At 63.5% G+C, this 20,497-nt stretch carries 17 protein-coding genes; 7 read left to right on the plus strand and 10 right to left on the minus strand.

The annotated features are described in order from the left end of the window. Positions 1 to 38: 38 nt before the first annotated feature. The 7 genes from hemH to J2X35_RS16760 form a co-directional block, all read right to left on the minus strand. The gene (hemH, locus tag J2X35_RS16730; protein WP_405023233.1) at positions 39 to 1,100 is read right to left on the minus strand and encodes a ferrochelatase; all 1,062 of its coding nucleotides are present in this window, start codon (positions 1,098 to 1,100) and stop codon (positions 39 to 41) included. 155 nt (positions 1,101 to 1,255) lie between these two features. Further along, positions 1,256 to 3,439: a 5'-nucleotidase C-terminal domain-containing protein gene (locus J2X35_RS16735; protein WP_310187921.1), complete on the minus strand. Its 2,184-nt coding sequence runs from the start codon at positions 3,437 to 3,439 to the stop codon at positions 1,256 to 1,258. 247 nt (positions 3,440 to 3,686) lie between these two features. Then, complete coding sequence (locus tag J2X35_RS16740) at positions 3,687 to 4,067, minus strand: hypothetical protein (protein ID WP_310187924.1); 381 nt, start codon at positions 4,065 to 4,067, stop codon at positions 3,687 to 3,689. Positions 4,068 to 4,153: 86 nt separating this feature from the next. Continuing rightward, positions 4,154 to 5,599: a homospermidine synthase gene (locus J2X35_RS16745; protein ID WP_056111376.1), complete on the minus strand. Its 1,446-nt coding sequence runs from the start codon at positions 5,597 to 5,599 to the stop codon at positions 4,154 to 4,156. Between the two features lie 160 nt (positions 5,600 to 5,759). Beyond that, positions 5,760 to 6,419, minus strand: coding sequence for an aminotransferase class IV family protein (locus J2X35_RS16750; RefSeq protein WP_310187927.1), 660 nt, complete (start codon positions 6,417 to 6,419; stop codon positions 5,760 to 5,762). Further along, positions 6,371 to 7,459, minus strand: coding sequence for an aminodeoxychorismate synthase component I (locus J2X35_RS16755; protein WP_310188717.1), 1,089 nt, complete (start codon positions 7,457 to 7,459; stop codon positions 6,371 to 6,373). Before J2X35_RS16755 ends, J2X35_RS16750 begins: the two co-directional genes overlap by 49 nt. A 213-nt stretch (positions 7,460 to 7,672) precedes the next feature. Further along, positions 7,673 to 9,508: a M3 family oligoendopeptidase gene (locus J2X35_RS16760; protein ID WP_310187929.1), complete on the minus strand. Its 1,836-nt coding sequence runs from the start codon at positions 9,506 to 9,508 to the stop codon at positions 7,673 to 7,675. A 149-nt stretch (positions 9,509 to 9,657) separates the two neighbouring features. Between J2X35_RS16760 and J2X35_RS16765 the strand changes: the two genes are divergently transcribed. Both J2X35_RS16765 and J2X35_RS16770 read left to right on the plus strand, forming a co-directional pair. Continuing rightward, positions 9,658 to 11,172 (plus strand): sigma-54 dependent transcriptional regulator, encoded by a 1,515-nt coding sequence (locus tag J2X35_RS16765; RefSeq protein ID WP_310187932.1) that lies wholly within the window; start codon positions 9,658 to 9,660, stop codon positions 11,170 to 11,172. Positions 11,173 to 11,487: 315 nt separating this feature from the next. Beyond that, positions 11,488 to 13,233: a DUF882 domain-containing protein gene (locus J2X35_RS16770; protein WP_310188720.1), complete on the plus strand. Its 1,746-nt coding sequence runs from the start codon at positions 11,488 to 11,490 to the stop codon at positions 13,231 to 13,233. A gap of 96 nt (positions 13,234 to 13,329) precedes the next feature. On the opposite strand, the gene J2X35_RS16775 is transcribed toward J2X35_RS16770, so the two are convergent. Both J2X35_RS16775 and J2X35_RS16780 read right to left on the minus strand, forming a co-directional pair. Next, complete coding sequence (locus J2X35_RS16775; protein WP_310187934.1) at positions 13,330 to 13,971, minus strand: 2-dehydro-3-deoxy-phosphogluconate aldolase; 642 nt, start codon at positions 13,969 to 13,971, stop codon at positions 13,330 to 13,332. A gap of 101 nt (positions 13,972 to 14,072) precedes the next feature. Beyond that, positions 14,073 to 14,975, minus strand: a complete 903-nt coding sequence (locus J2X35_RS16780; RefSeq protein ID WP_310187937.1) for an N-acetylmuramidase domain-containing protein — start codon at positions 14,973 to 14,975, stop codon at positions 14,073 to 14,075. Between the two features lie 180 nt (positions 14,976 to 15,155). Between J2X35_RS16780 and J2X35_RS16785 the strand changes: the two genes are divergently transcribed. The 3 genes from J2X35_RS16785 to J2X35_RS16795 all read left to right on the plus strand — a co-directional run bounded on the left by J2X35_RS16785 (position 15,156) and on the right by J2X35_RS16795 (position 17,409). Then, complete coding sequence (locus tag J2X35_RS16785; RefSeq protein ID WP_056111367.1) at positions 15,156 to 16,082, plus strand: rhodanese-related sulfurtransferase; 927 nt, start codon at positions 15,156 to 15,158, stop codon at positions 16,080 to 16,082. 130 nt (positions 16,083 to 16,212) lie between these two features. Beyond that, positions 16,213 to 16,953 (plus strand): tellurite resistance TerB family protein, encoded by a 741-nt coding sequence (locus J2X35_RS16790; RefSeq protein ID WP_310187941.1) that lies wholly within the window; start codon positions 16,213 to 16,215, stop codon positions 16,951 to 16,953. Between the two features lie 201 nt (positions 16,954 to 17,154). Continuing rightward, on the plus strand, positions 17,155 to 17,409 hold the full coding sequence (locus J2X35_RS16795; protein ID WP_056111363.1) for a DUF1344 domain-containing protein: 255 nt from the start codon (positions 17,155 to 17,157) through the stop codon (positions 17,407 to 17,409). Between the two features lie 52 nt (positions 17,410 to 17,461). Here J2X35_RS16795 and J2X35_RS16800 read toward each other — a convergent pair whose 3' ends face one another. Then, a complete protein-coding gene (locus J2X35_RS16800) occupies positions 17,462 to 18,664 on the minus strand; it encodes a pyridoxal phosphate-dependent aminotransferase (RefSeq protein ID WP_310187944.1) in 1,203 nt (400 codons plus the stop codon). Between the two features lie 82 nt (positions 18,665 to 18,746). On the opposite strand from J2X35_RS16800, the gene J2X35_RS16805 reads away from it, so the two are divergent. Both J2X35_RS16805 and J2X35_RS16810 read left to right on the plus strand, forming a co-directional pair. Further along, on the plus strand, positions 18,747 to 19,421 hold the full coding sequence (locus J2X35_RS16805) for a GNAT family protein (RefSeq protein WP_310187947.1): 675 nt from the start codon (positions 18,747 to 18,749) through the stop codon (positions 19,419 to 19,421). A gap of 36 nt (positions 19,422 to 19,457) precedes the next feature. Then, complete coding sequence (locus tag J2X35_RS16810) at positions 19,458 to 20,471, plus strand: cation diffusion facilitator family transporter (RefSeq protein ID WP_310187950.1); 1,014 nt, start codon at positions 19,458 to 19,460, stop codon at positions 20,469 to 20,471. Positions 20,472 to 20,497: the final 26 nt, after the last annotated feature.

Genomic DNA, 20,497 nt, shown 5'->3' on the forward strand with positions numbered 1-20,497 from the left:
TCAACGTGTGTTGGAACCTTCGGTTCCGAGCGCTCGCCCTAGGCCCAGCCGGAAAGCTCCCGCCGCACCAGGGCTTCGATCACCGCCATGCCCCCGGCGCTGTCGTTGAGGCAGGGGATATGAGCGAAGTTCTCGCCGCCTGCGTGCAGGAATTCGTCGCGTACTTCGCGGCCGATCTCGTCCAGCGTCTCGATGCAGTCGACCGAAAAGCCGGGATTGACGATGGCTATGGATTTGACGCCTTCCCTGGCCAGCTTCTCGACAGTCTTGTCCGTATAAGGCTGCAGCCACTCCTGCGCGCCGAAGCGCGACTGGAAAGTGGCGATCAGTTTCTGCTCGCTCCAGCCGAGCTTCTCACGCAACAGCCGCGTCGTTTTCTGGCAGTGGCAGTAGTAGGGGTCACCCTTCTCGAAATAGGGCTTGGGGATGCCGTGATAGGAGGCGATGACCACTTCCGGTTCGAACGCCAGCGTGGCCAGATGCGCCTTTATCGAATTGGCCAGCGCGTCGATATAGGCTGGCTCGTCATAGTAGGGCGGGACGGTGCGCACGGCCGGCGCCCGGCGCATCGTCATCAGCGCGCGGAAAAGCTGGTCGTTGGCAGTGGCTGTCGTGGTGGCCGAATATTGCGGATAGAGCGGGAAGGACAGGATGCGCTCGCAGCCTTGCGCGCGCAGCTTCTCGGCAACGCTCGCGGTTGACGGGTTGCCGTAGCGCATGGCCCAGTCGACGACGACATCCGGCATATCGGCCAAGGCAGCGGAAAGCTTCTCGGCCTGGCTGCGCGTGAAGGTTCGCAGCGGCGACTCGTCGCGCTCGCGGTTCCATATCCGGTCATAGTTGGCGCCTGATTTCTTGGGCCGGGTCGTCAGCACCAGGCCGTAGAGGATCGGATACCAGATCGCCTTGTTGAGCTCGATGACGCGCGGATCGGACAGGAATTCACGCAGGTAACGCCACATCGGCGTGAAATCGGTGCCGTCCGGCGTGCCGAGATTGAGCAGCATGACGCCGACCTTGCCGGTTTTCACCGGCGGGTGAGCGGCCGGCAGCTCGGCGGGGACCTTCGACCGGGATGCGGGAGAGCGTGCGGGCTTCACCTGGGTTCTATCTGCTGTTCCGTTGGGCATGGCCGGAAACTAGCGATCCGCGGAGGCATTTCAATGCCACCTGTAGCCGCACCCGGAAGAGAAGCGTGGAACGAAAACACCCTCCCGGTCTGTGTGGGCGGGTGCCATTTCGTTGAAAAGCGGCCTCAGTTCGCAGCCGGAATCTTCAGGTCGACGCCGACCGGCAGGTGGCGCGGCTGATATTCCGGATTGGCTTCCGAGATGCGTTTCCATTTCGCGCCGTCGCCATAGGCCTGCTCGGCGATGTCCCAATAGGTATCGCCCTTGACGATCGCGTGCGTTGTCTCCGCTCCGGAGGCAGGCGCTGCCGCGTCCGTTGCTGGCTGGGCTGGCGGTGCCGCATTGCCGGGCTGGTTCGCGACCGGTGCCGGAGCGGCCGACGCGGGGGCTTTGGCAGGAGCGGTCGGCGGCGTCTTGGCGATGTCGGCGGAGCCGGCCGGCAGGTCGGGCAGTTTCGGCGCGGGCGCAGCCTCGGTCGCAGCCGGAGCGGGCTGTGCTGGCGCCGGTGCAGGGGCTGCCGTCGCTGGAGTTGCTGGAGCAGGAGCAGGAGCCGCGGGAGTTGCTTCGGTTGGTGCCGGGGCGGCAGGCGCTGGAGCCGCCGGAACGGGAGCAGGGGCCTGTGCCGCGTCAGCCGGCTTGGCGTCAGCCGGCTTGGCTGGTTCTGCTTCGGCAGGCTTGGCCGGTTGTGCCGTGGTGGCAGCCGCTACCTCGGTGATGCGGCCCTCAACCTTCGGCTGGTACGGGCTGTGGGCGCTGATGTAGTCGGCCACGACCTGTTCCAGGCCCGGACCGTAGTCATAGGCGTTCTTGGCCTTGTCGGCGAAGACCTTGTAGCCGTCGCCGCCCTGGCGCACGTAGTTGTTGGTGGCGACCAGATAGTCCTTCTCGGGATCGATCGGCTTCCATTCGCCGCCATCCATCACCTGGACATCCTTGACGCGGCCCTGGTTCGGCGCGACCGACTTGTCGAACGAATATTTCAGCCCGGCGACCTGCGGGAAGCGGCCGGCGCCGTCCTCGAGCTGGCTGACGCCGCTCTCCAGCCCGGCGACGAGATCCTTGCCGGCGATCTGGAAGGTGGCGACGGTGTTCTGGAAGGGCAGCACGGTCAGAACTTCGCCCATCGTCACCTTGCCCTGGTCGATGGAGGCGCGCAGGCCGCCGCCGTTGGAGACGACGATGGAGACGCCCTGATCCTTGACGCGGTCGAGAATGGCGTCGGAGACGAGGTTGCCCATCTCGCATTCGCGCGCCCGGCAGGTTTCGCGGCTGCCGTCGACCGGACCGGAGGTCTCGCCGACTTCCTTGTTTTTCAGCTCCTCGATCGGCGCGCCCAGTTCCTTGATGCGGGTGAGCGCGGCGGCGTCCGGCGTGATCGACTTGTCGAGATAGATCGGGTCGCCGCTGGCTTCCTTGACGACGCCATTGTCGTCGAAGACGACCTTGAACTCGCCGAGATATTTCGAATAGGACGCGGCCTGGGTGACCGGCACCTTGTAGCCGTCGGGATTGTCGATCATCGTCGGATACGGGCCTTCGGCCTTGGCGTCGGTGTTCGACAGCAATGAATGGGTGTGGCCGCCGACAACGATGTCGACGCCGGGGATCCTGGCGATCATCTCCTTATCGCGCGGATAGCCGACATGGGTCAGCGCGATGATCTTGTTGACGCCTTCGCCCTTCAGCTTCTCGACTTCGGCGGTGATGGTCTTGACGTCGTCCTCGATGGTGATGTTGGGACCCGGCGATGCGATGTCCGGCGTTTCCGTGGTCACCGCGCCGACGATGCCGATCTTCTGGCCGCCGACATCGAGCACGACGGAGGGCTTGATGCGGTCGCCGATTTTGGCGGCGGCGCTGGCCTTCACATTGGCCGACAGAACCGGGAACTTGATGACATCCAGGAACGGCGCCAGCGCGTCTTCGCCGTCGTCGAACTCGTGGTTGCCGACGGTCATGGCGTCGAACTTCATCTCATTGAGGAATTCCGCTTCCACCTTGCCCTTGTAGGTGGTGTAGAAAAGCGAGCCCTGGAAATTGTCGCCGCCATTGAGCAGCAGCACGTTCTGGCCGTCGAGTTTCTTGCGCTCCTGCGCGATGGCGGTCAGCAGCCTTGCCGCGCCGCCGATGCACTCGCCCTTGGTCTCCTCCTCGGCAGAGCAGGTCGATTCATACTTGTTGTTGCTTTCGATGCGGCTGTGCCAGTCGTTGATGTGGAGAATGTTCAACGTGTAGTCGGCAAAGGACGCGCCCGTGCCCATACCGAGCGTCGATGCCGACAGAGCGGCGATGGCGGCGAGTTTCTTCATTGCATTCTCCCGATGGATCGCTTCAGGCGTTTAACCGCCTTGTTTGACTGGCGTGTAACGGCTTTTCTGGCAGCCATGTTCACACCCCGGTTTTATGGATGCAAGCGGAATCGCGGCTCGGTTTGCCGGCGAAGTCGGGGCAGGCATCCGGCGCCTGGCGGAAATGCCTTTACGGATAGATGCAGCCGGTTGACGCAAACAAAAGGGCAGCGGCGAGCCGCTGCCCTGGATTGAAATGCCCGTGGTCTCAGACGCGCCGCGTCAGAACGAAATTCTGGCCGGAGGCGCTGGTGCAGTTCATCTGGTTGGTCGAAACAAGCAGGCAGTTGAAGCTGATGCCCGACTGGCGGATCAGCGATGTGCCGTTGATTTCAACGGAGGCTGCGCCCGTCATCGTATAGCTGCCGTCGGACAGTTTCTGGCCTGTGTCGGTGGCAACGGTCTGGAAGCGTCCGCCCGCCAGTGTCGACAGGCCGGTGCCCTTGGCGTCGATCCACGAGCCTTCGACGCCGCTCGGCGCCTGCTGGCCCATGGACGGCTCGGGCGGGCCGCTGGTGGTGCAGGCGGCAAGCATGACCGCCAAGGCGGCTGCGCAACCAGCCGGAAGCATTTTGCGCGCTGTATTCATCAATGAAGTCCTCTCCTCGATCCGCTCCATTTCAATCGCCCGATTTCCGGGCGATTGCAAGGCGTCGAAAGGGAGGGGGGCTGGCGCTATCTGACCAGGATGTTGCGGAACTGCCACGGGTCTTTCTTGTCGATGTCCTCGTGGAAAAGCCCCGGCCTTCCCTCGAGAGGCGTCCAGTCGGTGTAGTAGCCCTTGACCGGCCCCAGATACGGCATCTGGATTTCGAGGCAGCGCCGGTAGTCCATCTCGTCGGCCTCGACGATGCCGGCCTCCGGGTTTTCGAGCGCCCAGACCATGCCGGCGAGAACCGCCGACGTGACCTGCATGCCGGTGGCGTTCTGGTAGGGAGCAAGCTTGCGGGCTTCCTGCAATGAAAGCTGCGAGCCGAACCAGTAGGCGTTCCTGGCGTGGCCGTAGAGCAGCACGCCGAGCTCGTCGACGCCGTCGACCAGCTCGTTCTCGTCGAGAACGTGCTGCACCGGCTGCGCCTTGCCGGCTGCGCCGAACATCTCGTCGAGCGAGAGCAGGGCATCGTTGCAGGGGTGGTAGGCATAGTGACAGGTCGGGCGGTAGTGGACCTTGCCCTTCTTGCCGCGCACCGTGAAGAAATCGGCGACGGAGATCGCCTCGTTATGGGTGACGAGGAAGCCGTATTGCGGCCCCGGCGTCGGGCACCAGGTGCGGACGCGGGTGTTGGCGCCGGGCTGCTCGAGATAGATGGCGGACTGCGGACCATGCTTGTACTGCCTGGCGTTCTTGGGCATCCAGTCCTCGTGGGTGCCCCAGCCGAGTTCCGCCGGCTGCAGGCCCTCGGAAATGAAGCCTTCCACCGACCAGGTGTTCCAGAACACGTTCATCGGTTTCGGCTTCTTGGCGCGCTGGGTATCGCGCTCGGCGATGTGGATGCCCTTGACGCCGGCCTGCTGCATGAGCCTGGCCCAGCCTTCGCGGTCGCCGGTCGCGGGCTCGGAGAACTCCAGGCCGAGATCGGTGGCGAGATTGACCAGCGCCTGCTTGACGAACCACGAAACCATGCCTGGATTGGCACCGCAGCACGAAAGCGCGGTCGTGCCGCCCGGGTTCTTTTCGACCTCTTCGCGAACAGTCTGGCGCAACGCATAGTTGGTGCGCGAGGCGTTGTCGGCCTTGTCGTCGAAATAGAAACCGAGCCACGGCTCGATCACCGTATCGATGTAGAGCACGCCGAGCTTGCGGCAGAGCTTCATCAGCTCCAGCGACGAGGTATCGACCGAAAGATTGACGCAGAAGCCCTGGCCGCCGCCTTCGGTGAGAAGCGGGGTCAGCAGCTTCTTGTAGTTCTTCCTGGTCACCGCTTCCTGCATGAAGGTGATGCCGCGGTCATCGAGCAATTTGCGGTCGATGTCGCGAGGATCGATGACGGTCATGCGCGACTTGTCGAACTTGAAATGGCGCTCGATGAGCGGCAGCGTGCCGCGGCCTATCGAACCGAAACCGATCATCACGACGGGACCGGTGATTTCTCCATGGACGGGCCAGGATTCATTCGCCATTTTTTAGCCAACTCCTCGAAATTGTTTCAAAATCTACGACTTTTCAGGGCATCAGTCAGGGCGCTAAACCATAGATCATTGTCACAAACCAGCACAAACCGCCAATCGGGCCGGCGGTTACCGTGCGGCAGGAGCCGGATTTTTGCGAATGGCGCCGGGGTCAGTCCAATGTGGCCGGGATCAGTCCGCGCAGCGAATTGCCGACCAAAATCGACTTGGCCGAGCGGAGATCGGCAAAGGAAAAAACCGTCTCTTCGGCCTTGTGCCCATCGAGCAGTTCAGCGCGCAGGACGCCGGGCAGCAAGCCGCAATCGAGGCGCGGCGTGGCCAGGATGCCATCGCCGAAATCGGCGAAGATGTTGGTGATCGTCCCTTCGCACAGCTCGCCGCGTTCATTGGCGAGGAGCACCTCGTCCGCCTGCTGCGCCAGATATTCCGAGCGCGCATGGACATAGATCGCCCGCCGCGTCGTCTTGTGCCGCAAAAGGATATCGCTCGAATCGAGACGCGTGCGGGCAAGCCGCAGCCGCCAGACCTTGCCGGGGGAAAGAGGCTCGTAGGGCTGGGCGGCGGCTGAGACATCGCCGGTCCGTGCAAGCACGAGACGCACACGCAGAGCCGCGCCGGATTGCCCGACAGCGCTTTGCAACGCCTGGCCGATTGCTTCCGGCGCACAGGCGAATCCGAGTTCCGCCGCCGAGCCATAGAGACGCGCCAGATGCCGTTCGAGACGGATAAAGCCCGCGCCGGGCTCCCAGCGCAGGGTCTCGATCAGGTCGAAGCCGGTGTCGTCATCGCGAAGCGTGTTTTCAACAGACACTCGTCGTACTCCTCCCGCGCGCTGGAATCGAACACGACGCCGCCGCCGACATTGTAGACCGCCTCGCCGTCTGCAAAGAGCGAGATCGTTCGGATCGCCACCGAGAACCGCATCGTGCCATTGGGAGCGATCCAGCCGATGGCGCCGCAATAGACGCCGCGCGCAGTGTCCTCCAGTTCGCGCAGGATTTCCATGGCGCGGATCTTCGGCGCGCCGGTGATCGAGCCGCAGGGGAAGAGCGCCGCGAAAATCTGCCGTATCGACAGGCCGGGCAGAAGGTTCGCCCGCACCGTGCTCACCATCTGGTGGACGGTCGGATAGGTCTCGATGCGGAAAAGCTCCGGCACGTCGAGCGTTCCGACCTCGCTGATGAGGGAAATGTCGTTGCGCAGCAGGTCGACGATCATGCGGTTTTCGGCCTGGTTCTTCTCGTCGTTGCGCAGAAATGTTTTGAGCCGCCGGTCTTCGGCGGGCGTAGCGCCGCGTGGCGCGGTGCCCTTCATCGGATGGGTCTCGATCCAGCCTTGGGCATCGATTTTGAAAAACAGTTCCGGCGAGCGCGACAGGATCGTCGGGCCGCCAAGTGAAATCAGCGCGCCGTATTTCACCGGCTGGCGCGCGGTCAGCGCATTGAAGGCGGCGAGCGGATCGCCGGACCATTGCGCATCGACCGGGAAGGTGAGGTTGCCCTGATAGCAATCGCCCTTGCGGATATGGCCATGCAGCCGGTCGAAGCGTTTCTCGTATTCCTGGAAGGACCATCCTGCGCGGGCATCGAAAATGGGTCCGTTGGTCGGCGCCGGCGCTGCGGCCAGCCCATGTTCCGAGGGTCGGTCGAACACGCCGAGGCAAAACAGTGGCACGCGGCGCCTGGGCGGCAACAGCGGCGCAAGCTTCGGCTCGAGCAGATACCCAGCCTCGTAGGAGAAATAGCCGGCCAGCCATTTGCCGGCGTCGTGGGCTGCCTGGATATGCGCGAACGCGGTTTCGAAATCGTCGGCGATCGTCGGCGCGATGATTTCGGAAGGCCGTTCGAACAGGACCTCGCGTCCGGCAAGATCGTCGCGGAAGAGGGCGAAGGAGGAGGCGGCGGTTTTACCCTCCCCCTTGTGGGGAGGATCGGCGAGTGGGCGTTGCTCGGCAACGTCCACGAGACGGGGTGGGGGTGAAGAAGTTGGTGCCACGTTCTTAGTACCCCCACCCCGATCCGCACAACGGATCGACCCTCCCCACAAGGGGGAGGGTAAGGCGCCTCAATCCAGCGCTTCCAGCTCGTCGATCAGCCCGCTGATGACGCCGAGGCCGATCTGCCAGAAGGCGGGGTCGGAGGCATCCAGCCCGAATGGCTTCAGCAGTTCCGAATGATGCTTGGTGCCGCCGGCGCGCAGCATGTCGAAATATTTCTCCTGAAAGCCGCGTTCCGCGTTCTGGTAGACGGCGTAGAGCGAGTTCACCAGGCAATCCCCAAACGCGTAAGCGTAGACGTAGAAGGGCGAGTGGATGAAATGCGGGATGTAGGTCCAGAAGGTCTCGTAGCCGTCGCGCAGCCTGATCGCCGGGCCTAGACTTTCCGCCTGCACCTGCAACCAGAATTCGCCGAGCCTGTCCGAGGTCAGTTCGCCGTTGCGGCGTTCCGAATGCACCCGGCGCTCGAATTCGTAGAAGGCGATCTGGCGCACGACCGTGTTGATCATGTCCTCGACCTTCTGCGCCAGCATGGCCTTGCGCTCGCGGCGGTCCTTGGTGTTGTCGAGCAGCGAGCGGAAGGTCAGCATCTCGCCGAACACCGAGGCAGTCTCGGCAAGGGTGAGCGGCGTCGAGGCCATCAGCGCGCCCTGGCCGCCGGCCAGCACCTGGTGGACGCCGTGGCCGAGTTCGTGCGCGAGCGTCATGACGTCGCGCGGCTTGCCCATATAGTTCAGCAGCACATAGGGATGAACGGACGGCACGGTCGGGTGGGCGAAGGCGCCCGGCGACTTGCCCGGACGCACCGGCGCGTCGATCCAGCGGCGGTCGAAGAAGGAGCGTGCGATATCCGCCATCTCCGGCGAGAAGCGGTTGTAGGCGGAAAGAACGGTGTCCTTCGCTTGGTCCCACGGGATCGTCGCCTTCGGCGTTTCGGGCAGCGGCGCGTTGCGGTCCCAGTGGTTCATGGCGTCCATGCCGAGCCAGCGCGCCTTCATCGCATAGTAGCGGTGTGACAGGCGCGGATAGGCTTCACGCACGGCGGCGGCCAGCGCATCGACGACATTGCGTTCGACCCGGTTGGCGAGATGTCGGGAGTCGGCGATATCCTGGAAGCCGCGCCAGCGATCGGAAATCTCCTTGTCCTTGGACAAGGTGTTGGTGATCAGCGTGAAAGTCCGCAAATTCTTGCGGAAAGTCGCGGCCAGGGCCTCGGCCGCCGCGCGGCGCACCTCGCCGTCGGCGTCCTGCAGCTTGTTCAAGGTCGGCTCGAGGGCCAGCTTCTCGCCATCGACCTCGAAACGCAGGTCGGTCATCGTCTCGTCGAACAGGCGGTTGAAGGCGCCGCGCCCGGTGATCGATTTTTCATGGAAAAGCTGCTCGATGCGGTCCTCGAGCTGGTAGGGCTTGTCCATCCTCAGATCGAGCACCCAGGGGCGGTAGTGGCCGAAGGCCGGATCGGCGGCGAGCGCGCTTTCGATCAGCGCATCGTCGACGAGGTTCAGTTCCAGCGCGAAGAAAAGCAGATGCGCGCTGGCGTCGGTCATCTTCTCCTGCACGTCGCCATAGAGCTTGGCGCGCTGGGGGTCGGACGTGTCTTCGGCATAGACCAGGCCCGCATAGGAGCCGATGCGGCCCATCAGCTCTTCCAGCGCTTCGTATTCCTTCAGCGCGTCGCCCAGCCGGCCTTCGGCGCCGCGCGCCGCTTCCACGGCCAGCGTGCCCTTCCAGCGGGCTTCGAAGCGCAAGGTGTCGGCCGCCGCCTTCTCCATATCGCGCTTCAATTCCGGCGCTTCCATGCCGGAATAGAGATCGGCGAGGTTCCATTCCGGCGGATCGCCGAAATCGGCAGCGCTCTGGGAAGAGGCCGGCGCGGCGAACAGCCGGGAAGACTTCACGTCCATGCAAACACCTTCCGGAAAAGCTTGCCTGATCCTGATGCCGATCAAATCCTAAGGATTTCGTTCACCGGCTTTTTTGAAAGCTTATTTAGAACCCTGTGCCAAGATGATCCATAGGGCAGGCATTCTACGGCAACAAATTCGAAACACTCATGACAGGTTCCATACTCATAGTCGATGACGACCCGGTGCAGCGTCGGCTGCTCGAATCGGCGATAACCAAATTCGGCTATGACGCGATCGTAGCCGATGGCGGTGAGGCCGGCCTTCGGCATATCGACGGTCCGGCGGCGAGCGACGTGTCGGTCATCATCCTCGACCTGGCCATGCCGGGCCTCGATGGCATCGGGGTGCTCAAGGCGATGCGCGAGCGCGGCATCGACATTCCCGTCATCGTCCAGACCGCGCAAGGCGGCATCGAGACAGTGGTGTCGGCGATGCGCCACGGCGCCTTCGATTTCGTCGTCAAACCTGCTTCGCCGGAGCGGCTGCAGACCGCCATCGCCAATGCGCTGAAGACCGAGGCGATCGGCAACGAGGTCAGGCGCGCGGCGCCGCGCGGCGGCGGCACGTTGACGTTGAAGGATCTGACCACCGGCAGCCCGGCCATGGAGAAGGTCATCCGGCTTGGTCAGAAAGCAGCCGCATCCAACATACCGGTTCTGATCGAAGGCGAATCCGGCGTCGGCAAGGAGATCGTTGCGCGGTCCATCCAAGGCAGCGGCGATCGCCGGTCGAGACCGTTCGTGACGGTGAATTGTGGCGCGATCCCCGATAATCTGGTCGAATCCATCCTGTTCGGCCACGAAAAAGGCTCGTTCACCGGCGCGACGGAAAAGCACGCGGGCAAGTTCGTCGAGGCCCACACCGGCACGCTTTTCCTGGACGAGATCGGCGACCTGCCGCTCGACGTCCAGGTCAAGCTATTGCGCGCCGTTCAGGACGGCGAGGTCGATCCCGTCGGCGGGCGCGCTCCCGTGCGGGTGGACATACGCCTGATTTCGGCGACCCACCGCGATCTGCTTCAGCAGGTGAAGGACGGCAAGTTCCGCGAGGATTTGTTCTACCGCCTGAATGTTTACCCGATCTACGTGCCGCCGCTGCGGGAACGGCGGGACGATATACCGCATCTGGTCAGGCACTTCATGGCAAAGTTGGCGGCTGCGGAACCGCGCCGCCGGCTGCGCGGCATGTCGGCCGGTGCGCTTGCCATGCTGCAGGCCTATGACTGGCCCGGCAACATCCGTCAGCTGGAAAACGCGGTCTACCGGGCGTCTGTCCTGTGCGATGGCGATATACTGACCGAAAATGAGTTCCCGCAGATCCGCGCGCAGGTCGAAGGCATCGTCGATCTCGGCGCGGCGGATGCCGCACCCGACCCGCAACAGAATCAGGCTTTCGGCCTGGACAAACCAGCGACGACAGACCGGCGAAGGCAGGAGCCCTTTGACGTACGGGGAACCCTGCGGGCGCTGGACGAACGCGGCAACGTCCGTTCCCTGGCGGCGGTCGAGCTGGAGATGATCAAGCTCGCCATAGAACACTACAATGGCCAGATGAGCGAAGTGGCGCGACGGCTTGGCATCGGCCGTTCGACGCTCTACAGGAAGCTCAAGGAATATGGAATCGAGCCGGATACAGGTCGTTTCGACAGACTGGCTTCCTGAGACGCACCGCAAGCCCCGCGACAGTTTTCCTCTCTAAACCAGCGGTTTACCAAGAAGCATCGCGTTGCATTTTTGCCGGGATATCGCCATGGTGTTACCGCATTTCGACTTCAATAAGTGACGATTAACCATTAGGATCGATATTCGGGTGTACGTGGACAACATCCGTTTGGTCAAATCCGGGGACAAACGGCAGCCTACAAGGCCTTTGATTTGAACAGAATCGAACGACCCAGTAACGGACGGCTATCCCAATCGATCGTCTGGCCGAAATGGCTGACGGCCGCGGCAGCCGCGGCAGCTTTCCTTGCATCGATGGCGACAGCCGCGAGCGCTGAAACCCGCTCGTTGAAGTTCTATCATCTGCATACGCGGGAAAAAGCCGAGATCGTCTACAAGCGCAATGGCCGCTACGATCCCGAGGGTCTTAAGAAGATCAATTACATCCTGCGCGACTGGCGCCGCAACGAGCCCGTCAAAATGGACCCGCGCCTCCTGGACATGGTCTGGGAAGCCTACCGCGTCAGCGGCGCCAATTCCTACATCCAGGTGATCTGCGGCTATCGCGCGCCGGCCACCAATTCGATGCTGCGCAGCCGTTCCAGGGGCGTGGCGCAGAAAAGCCAGCATATGCTTGGCAAGGCGATCGATTTCTACATTCCGGGCGTACCGCTGAAGAAGCTGCGCGACATCGGCCTGAAAATGCAGGGCGGCGGCGTCGGCTATTACCCGACTTCGGGCTCGCCCTTCGTGCATCTCGATGTCGGCAATGTGCGCCATTGGCCCGGCATCAGCCGCCAGGAACTGGCGCGCGTCTTCCCGAACGGCAAGACTCTGCATGTGCCGAGCGACGGCCGGCCGCTGCCGGGCTACGAGCAGGCGGTTGCCTCCTACAAGTCACGCAAGGCGAACGGCTCAACAGCCATCGCGCTGGCCAGCATGGGCGGTTCCTCCAAGAAGTCGGGCGGTCTGCTCGCCGCGTTCTTCGGCGGTGGCGCCGACGAGGCGGACGACGAAGCCGATGTCGTAGCCGCTGCGAGCGAGCCCAAGCCGAAGGTCAAGCAGGCGAAGCCGCCGCTGCCGGGCATCACCATCGTGCCGCCTGACAAGGCGGAGCGCGCCAATATTCCCGCGGTCGAGGACGCCCCCGTGGCGGAAGAGCCGAAGGAAGAGACTCCGGAAACCATCATCGCAGCGCTCCCCGCGCGCAGCGTGCCGCTCCCGGCCTTTGCGCCACGTCCGAAGACAGATGTAGGCGAGAAGACCCCGGCAACGCCGGAAACCGTGCCGTTCGGCGTGGCTGACGCGGCTGCCGAGAACGGCGAGGCCGTGCAGGTCGCCGCGGTTGAGCAGACGCCGACCAACGTCCCCTTCAGCACCGCCGACGCCACGGCGCTCGCAGCCTATAGCGAGCCGGGCGCTTCGACCGGCGTGCCGGTGCCGACATGGCGGCCGGAACATGGCGTCGCGGCCAAGGCCGACGGCCAGCAGTCCGTGCTGATGGCGCTCGCCGAAACGGCGCAGGGCGGGCCCGACAAGGTTTCAGTCCTGCCATCGCAGCGGCCCGACGAGATCAGGGCGGTTCTGGAGCAAACTGCCTCCAGCGAGGTTGCGACGGATGCTTACCAGGTGGCTTCGCTTTCAATGCCGCGACTGGCTCCGCGTTCGGCCTTCAACGATCCGGCTGTCGATTCGGCCACGCCTCGCCAGGCTATCGCGGCGCTTCCTGCAGGGTCAGATCCCGCGGCGGCGATCGGCGGCAGCGTCAAGACGACCCGCAAGGAAAGCCGCGCCAGCGCCATCGACGCCAAGCCGGATCCGAAGGCTGTGGTGACGACGGCCCAGCCGAGCGTCGCGCGCTGGGCGATCCACAGCACCGACTATGTCGCCACGGTCAAGAATTCCACCACCGCGCCGAGCTTCGCCTACAATCTGGTGCGCACGGCGCCGAAGGAAGTCTACACGGCAGGGTTCCAGTCCGAAGACCAGGTGGCGAACACCAACAAGTTCTCCGGAACGGCGGTCAAGTTCCTGTCGGTTGCCCGGTTCGGCACCAAGTAGGGCAAACTCCACTCCAGAAAAAACCGCGCCGTAACGGCGCGGTTTTTGTTTGTGAGGCCGCAATGGATCGGGCGTCGAACATGACGCTTCCGGTCATCAGTTGTGGCGCAGCGTGCTCGCCTCGCGGGCCAAGGCTTCGATGGCGTCCCATTTGCCGGCTGCGACCAGGTCGTCCGGGGCAACCCAGGAGCCGCCGACGCACACCACATTGGGCAGGCTGAGATAATCCATCGCATTCTTTGCGCTGACGCCGCCGGTTGGACAGAACCGGATATCGGCAAGCGGCGAAGCAAGCGCCTTGAGGAACGCTGCGCCGCCGGCCTGTTCGGCCGGGAAGAATTTCAGGAAATCCAGCCCGGCTTCCCGCGCGGTCATGATCTCGCCCGGCGTGATGGCGCCGGGAAGCAGCGGCACTTCGCTCGCTTGGCCGGCGGCGAGCAATTCGCGCGTCAGGCCGGGGCTGACGATGAATTTCGAACCCGCGGCGGCGGCTTCTTCGAACTGCCGCGCCGACAGGATGGTGCCGGCGCCGACAATGGCGTCCTCGACTTCGCCCGCCACGCGTCTGACGGCCTCCAGCGCCTCCGGGGTGCGCAGCGTGATCTCGATGACCCGCAGGCCGCCGCGCGCGAGGGCGCGCGCCAGCGGCACCGCATCGGTTGCCCTGGCGATCTTCAGCACTGGAATGACCGGCTGGCCGCCCAGAAGCGAAAGGAGTTTTTCGGTTTTGTTCGACATGGCGCGTCCTGTTCCAGCTCGCTGCAATTCAACCGATTTAATACAGCTATCGATTAGCGGCCGATCTAGCAGAAGCGCGAATCCGAGTCCACGCGTGAGCGTCACGACCGGCCGAAAAGTCGCGCCAGCCATGCCTCCAGAACGGACCAGAATCCCGGCCCTTTGGCAGCCTCGGGCAAAGCCAGCGTCAGCGCGGCGAGCGTCCGTGGTCCGGCGATGCCATCGGTATCGAGGTCATTATCTTCCTGGAACGCGAGCAAGGCGATTTTCGTTAGCGGACCGAAGATGCCGTCGGCAACAACCGGATAGCCGAGCGCGGCGAGATCCTGCTGCAGCTTCGCAACCGCGTCGCCCCTGGAGCCTTGCCGGAGCAACCCCGAACCGTCGGGTGCATCGGCGGGGGCCGCATCGCCGTCGTCACCGCCCGCATAGCGGCGGTAGGCCGCGGCTATCTTGGCGTCATAGGCGTTCTGCTTGTAACCGGGACCGTTGTATCCGCGGGCAAAGGCTGCCCAATCGCGCTTGCGCAGCGCCTCGGTGAGCCCGGCCTTCTCAATATACTTCAGCATCAGCCCTGCCTGACCGGCGACGCCGGAACGGGCGTCCGCTGCCAGCGCGTCGACGCTGGCGTAGCCAAGCCACGCCCAGTGTGAGCCCATGACCTGGCCGAGACCCCAGGAGACAGATTCGAACGCGGCCTTGGCGTCGATGGCGGCGGCGGCCTCCACCATGCGCCAGCGGGCGGCCTGGCTGGCGGGATTGGCGATGGCGCCGGCCTCTGGCGAGGCAAGGCCCTTCCGGCGCGCAAGGGTTCGCTTTTCTTCATCCAGCCGCCGATCGAAATAGTGGCCTTCGAAGCGGATCAGCGGTTCGCGCCTGCCCTTGACGACCGCGAAGGCCTTGCCGGCGCTTTCCACCTCGGCAACCGCCAGCAACAGCGCCGGCTCAAGGCCGAGATGGGCTGCGGCCTGCGCGATCTCGCGGACGACGTCATCGGTGAACATGAAACGGTCTCCCTTCTGGGCGATCATTGTCGTGGTTGCCCGATGGGCGTGGATGGAGCCGCTAAGACTTCGCCCCGAAATTCGTCACCCGCCAAATCGGTCTTCGCCTAAACTATTGAATAGGCGGATAGAACAAGCCCGGCTTGAAAGCCTCGTTTCCAGACTATAGTGGCTTTCGCGATGAACCAGTCCACATCTCCGCAGGAATTCCGGGTCGCAGCGCTCTATCGCTTCTGCCGGCTCGAAGCGTTCGAGACGTTGAAAGCGCCGCTGGCGGCATTCTGCTGCGGGCGGGGCATCAAGGGCACTTTGCTTCTGGCGCCCGAAGGCATCAACGGTACGGTCGCGGGCAGCGAGGCGGCGATCGGCGAACTGATCGCGCATCTGGAAGCGATCCCGGCTTTCACCGGCCTCGAGGTGAAATACAGCAAGGCCGCGACGATGCCGTTTCATCGCATGAAGGTGCGGCTGAAGCGTGAGATCGTCACCATGGGCGTGGAAAGCATCGATCCGCGCCGGAGCGTCGGCACGTATGTCCGGCCCGAGGACTGGAACGCGCTGATCGCCAGCCCCGACACGCTCGTCATCGATACGCGCAACGATTACGAGGTCTCGCTGGGCACGTTCAGCCATGCGGTCGACCCGAAGACGAAAAGCTTTCGCGAGTTCCCGGCCTGGGTGGAGGAACACCGGGCGGAACTGGACGGCAGGAAAGTGGCGATGTTCTGCACCGGTGGCATACGCTGCGAAAAGGCGACCGCCTACATCAAGTCGCTCGGCGTCGAGGACGTGTTCCACCTCAAGGGCGGCATCCTCAAATATCTGGAGGAAGTGCCCGCCGATGAAAGCCTGTGGGAGGGCGAATGCTTCGTGTTCGACGAACGCGTTTCGGTGACCCACGGCCTTGAGGAAGGCGATGCGGAACTATGCCGCGCCTGCCGCCACCCGCTGGGCAGAGAGGAGCGGGCCTCGCCACTCTATGTGCCGGGCGTCTCCTGTCCGCACTGCCATGAGGCGCGCTCCGATGCGGACCGCGCGCGTTATGCCGAGCGGCACAAACAGGTGGAACTCGCCGGCCGGCGCGGCAAGCGCCATATCGGCAGCTAGCCGTCTACGACGTCAGTCCCGTCGCCGTCTGCGACATCGGAACTGCCGCCCGTCATTGTAATGTCGCTTTGCCGGGCCTACTTCACCTGCAGTCCAACCTGCCCGCACCGGGCCAATTGTGGAGGTTTTGATGCTCGACCCCAAGAAGCTGCTCGACGATCTTCTGGGATCCAACATACCGGGGACCACATCCACGGTGCGCGAGAAGGCGCAGCAGGCGACGCAGCTTGCCAAGGATAATCCGCTTGCCGCCGGGGCTATCGCCGCGGTGCTTCTGGGAACGGGCACCGGCCGTCAGGTCACCGGCTCGGCCCTCAAGCTCGGTGGGCTGGCAGCAATCGGCGGCCTCGCCTACAAAGCCTATCAGAATTACAAGCAGGGCAGCGCTCCGCAAGCGAGCCAGTCGGCCGAGCCCGAACTGCTGCCGCCGCCTGCCGGCACCGATTTCCATCCTTCCCAGGCGCCGCAGGGCGAGGATGAATTCGCGCTGACGCTGGTGCGGGCGATGATCGCCGCCGCCAAGGCCGACGGACATATCGACGAGGAAGAGCGTCAGAAGATCGGCAACAAGCTCGGTCTTTCCGGTATCGGCGCCGAGGCCGAGCAGTTTCTGAAGAACGAACTGGCCGCTCCGCTGGATCTCGACGAGATCGTGGGGTCGGCAAAGACGGAAGCGCAGAAGGTCGAACTCTACACCGCCTCGCGCCTGACCATCGATCCCGACACGCGGGCCGAACGCGGCTACCTCGATCTGCTGGCGGGTCGCCTGGGCCTGCCGGACGCTCTGGTCGATCACGTCGAGGCGACGGTTTCTTCGGTCAAGACGCCGGCGCCGGTGCCGGCAGGGACGTCGCCGAACCCACGCTGGTGATGGCGCGATGCGCCGTTAACCATTGGTTAACCCAGCAAGCGCATCATTTTCATCAGTCGGATCGGCTATCCTCCTCCCAAGCCGGTTCCATATTAGGGGCGGTCCTATGCGGACCGCCCTTTTTTGTTTCCGTATTTAAGTCAAGCGGTGCAACTTTTTCGACCACGCCACGTTTCTATAACATCAACTCAGGAGGACGTGATGAAGAAACTTGTGCTCGCTATTGCTGGTATCGCCATGATGACTGGCGTTGCATTTGCTGAAGATCTTGCGGCTACCGTCAAGAGCTACGATTCTAGTTCGCATCTTCTTACCCTCGACGATGGTAAGTCTTTCACGCTCGATGAACAGGTTGCCGTTCCGGAAGGCCTTGCCGCCGGCAAGAAGGTGACCATCCAGTTCGACAGCAACACGCCGACTCGCGTGCAGAACATCGTCATTACCGACAAGATGTAAAATCTCATACGTCGGATGATTTCGAAAAGCTCGCCCTTCCGGGGCGGGCTTTTTACGTTTCGGCTGCATTTTTCTTGTTCAAGAATTCTTTTATTCGATCCAGCGCACGCAGGATGTTTTCTTCCGAATTGGCATAGGACAGGCGCAGATATCCCTCGCCGAGAATGCCGAAATCGGGTCCGCCGATCAGGGCGACACCAGCATCCTCCAGCAGGGCCGATGCCAGCTTCTTCGCTTTCCAGCCGGTCTTCTCGATGTTTGGAAAGGCATAGAAAGCGCCCTTCGGCGTTATGCAACTGACCTGCGGCAAGGCATTCAGCCCTTCGACGACAAGCTTGCGGCGCCGGTCGAAGGCCTTGAGCATGTGCTCGACCTCGTCCTGCGGACCATCGATCGCGGCAATGCCCGCATACTGGCTGGGCGCGTTGACGCAGGACCAGCAATTGACGGCCAGCTTGCGCACCTTGTCGTACAGATGCGCGCCTTTCTCGCCGTTCGGCCAGATCGACCAGCCCATGCGCCAACCGGTCATCGCCCAGGTCTTCGACCAGCCGTTGAGCACGATCAGCCGATCCCTGATCTCCGGGAAGGTGAGCAGCGACGTCGCCGTCTCGCCGTCATAGGTCATGACGTCGTAGATCTCGTCGGACAGGATGGCGACGTGGGGATGGGCCTCGACGCCCTTCACCAGTTTCTCTATTTCAGCTTTCGGCGTGACGCCGCCGGTCGGGTTGGCAGGTGAGTTGAGGATCAGCAGCCGCGTTTTGGGCGTGATCAGCGATAGCGTCTCCTCGGCCGAGAAGGCAAAGCCGTTGGCTTCGCGGATCGGCACCGGCACCGGCGTTGCGCCAGTGAATTCGATCATCGAGCGATAGATCGGGAAGCCGGGATCCGGATAGAGGATTTCCGTTCCCGGCTCGCCGAACATCAGGATAGCGGCGAACATCGTCGGCTTGCCGCCCGGCAAGATCATCACCGTTTCAGGCGAAACCTCGACGCCGGTGGTGGCAAGCGTGCGCCGCGCCACCGCCTCGCGCGTCGCCAGCAGGCCGTTTGCCGGCGTGTAGCCATGATGGCCGTCGCGCAACGCCTTGATGGCGGCCTCGACGATGTGCTCGGGCGTGCGGAAATCCGGCTGGCCGATGCCGAGATTGACAATATCGCGGCCCTGATGGGCGAGGGCGGTGGCCCGCGCCAGCACGGCGAAGGCGTTTTCCTCGCCCAGGCGGTCGAAAGCGGAAATGGTGTGGAGCATTCTCTTGGTCCAGATTGGTGCTAATGAGGGCAGGGCGTTTTTGGAAGGGTGCGCGGCAGGTGTCAATCCAAAGGGAACCGGTGTGAGCGACGATCTCAAGAACTGGCAGAAGCGGCCGCTGCCGCAACGCAAGGTCCTCGATGGCCGGTATGTACGGCTGGAGCCGCTGGATGCCGCCAGACACGGCGACGATCTGTTCGAGGCGTCGAGCATTTCGGATGCGGCTGGCCGTTTCCGCTGGCTGTTCGAGGAAGCGCCGCAATCGCGCGCCGCGTTCCAGCAATGGCTGGAAAAGGCCGAGGCAAGCGCGGACCCTCTCTTCTTCGCCGTCATCGACAAGGCGAGCGGCAAGGTCGCTGGCCGCCAGACGCTGATGCGGCACGATCCGGCCAATGGTGTCATCGAGATCGGCAATATCTACTGGGGGCCGCTGGTTTCCCGCCGTCCCGCGGCGACAGAGGCGCAGTTCCTGTTCGCTCAATATATCTTCGATGAACTGGGCTACCGGCGCTACGAATGGAAATGCAACAACCGCAACGAGCCGTCCAAGCGCGCGGCGGAACGCTTCGGCTTCACCTTCGAGGGGATTTTCCGCCAGCACATCGTGGTCAAGGGCGAGAACCGCGACACGGCCTGGTACTCGATCATCGACAAGGAATGGCCGGCGCTCAAAAAAACTTATCAGGGCTGGCTCGACGCGGACAACTTTGATAGGGATGGCAACCAGAAACGGCGCCTCGAAGATTTCCGTAAGTGATTGGCGCGTAAGGTTATTTCGTCACATGGGTTCGCAATGACGCACGATCATGGCGCCGGCCACAGCGGGCATTCGCACGGCGTCGACGCCTACAAGGACACCAACAAGACCCGGGTTCTGATCGCGGCGGTGCTTACCGGGGGCTTCATGGTCGTCGAGGCGCTGGGCGGGGTGCTGACCGGCTCGCTGGCGCTGCTGGCCGATGCCGGGCACATGCTGACGGATTCGATCGCGCTGGTTTTGGCCTGGTATGCCTTCCATCTCGCCGAGCGGCCGGCAACAGCCCGCATGACCTACGGCTTCGGCCGGGTAAAAACCCTCGTCGCCTACACCAACGGCATCGCGATCTTCGTCATTGCGCTGTGGATCGTCTATGAGGCCTGGCGGCGGTTCCAGGATCCGCCGCAAGTGCTCGGCGGACCGATGCTCGTCGTGGCCGTCATCGGGCTGATCGTGAACATCGCCGGGTTTCTGGTGTTGCATGGCGGCGATCGCAGCAGCCTGAACATGCGTGGAGCGATCGTGCACGTGCTGGGGGACATGCTGGGCTCAGCGGCGGCGATCGTTGCCGCTTTGGTCATCCTTTATACCGGCTGGACGCCGATCGATCCTATCCTCTCCGTGCTGGTTGCCGTGCTGGTGCTTTCGACGGCGTGGGGGCTCATGCGCGATGCTGCCCACCTGCTGCTGGAAGGCGTGCCTGCCAGCCTCGACCGCGACGGCATCGCCAGGGACATCGAAAATTCGGTTCCGGGGGTGCGCGAGGTGCATCACGTGCATGTCTGGAGCCTCGACGGCACGAAGAACATGGCGACCTTGCATGCGTGTCTGGACGAGGGCGTCGATGCGCATGGCGCGGTCAGCGCCATCAAGGCGCGGCTGGCAGCCGATCACGGCATCACCCACGCGACGGTGGAACCGGAATACGGCCATTGCGCCGATGCCAAAGGACATGACCACCAACATGACCATGACCATGACCATGAGCATGGGCACGACGAAGCGGATCACGCGCATGGTGCGCCGACCGATCCCCGCCACTATCATTGAGCGCTGAGATCCGGGCGCGTTGCCGG

Origin of the sequence: Mesorhizobium sp. BE184, assembly GCF_031457045.1 — a bacterium.
Lineage (GTDB): Bacteria > Pseudomonadota > Alphaproteobacteria > Rhizobiales > Rhizobiaceae > Mesorhizobium.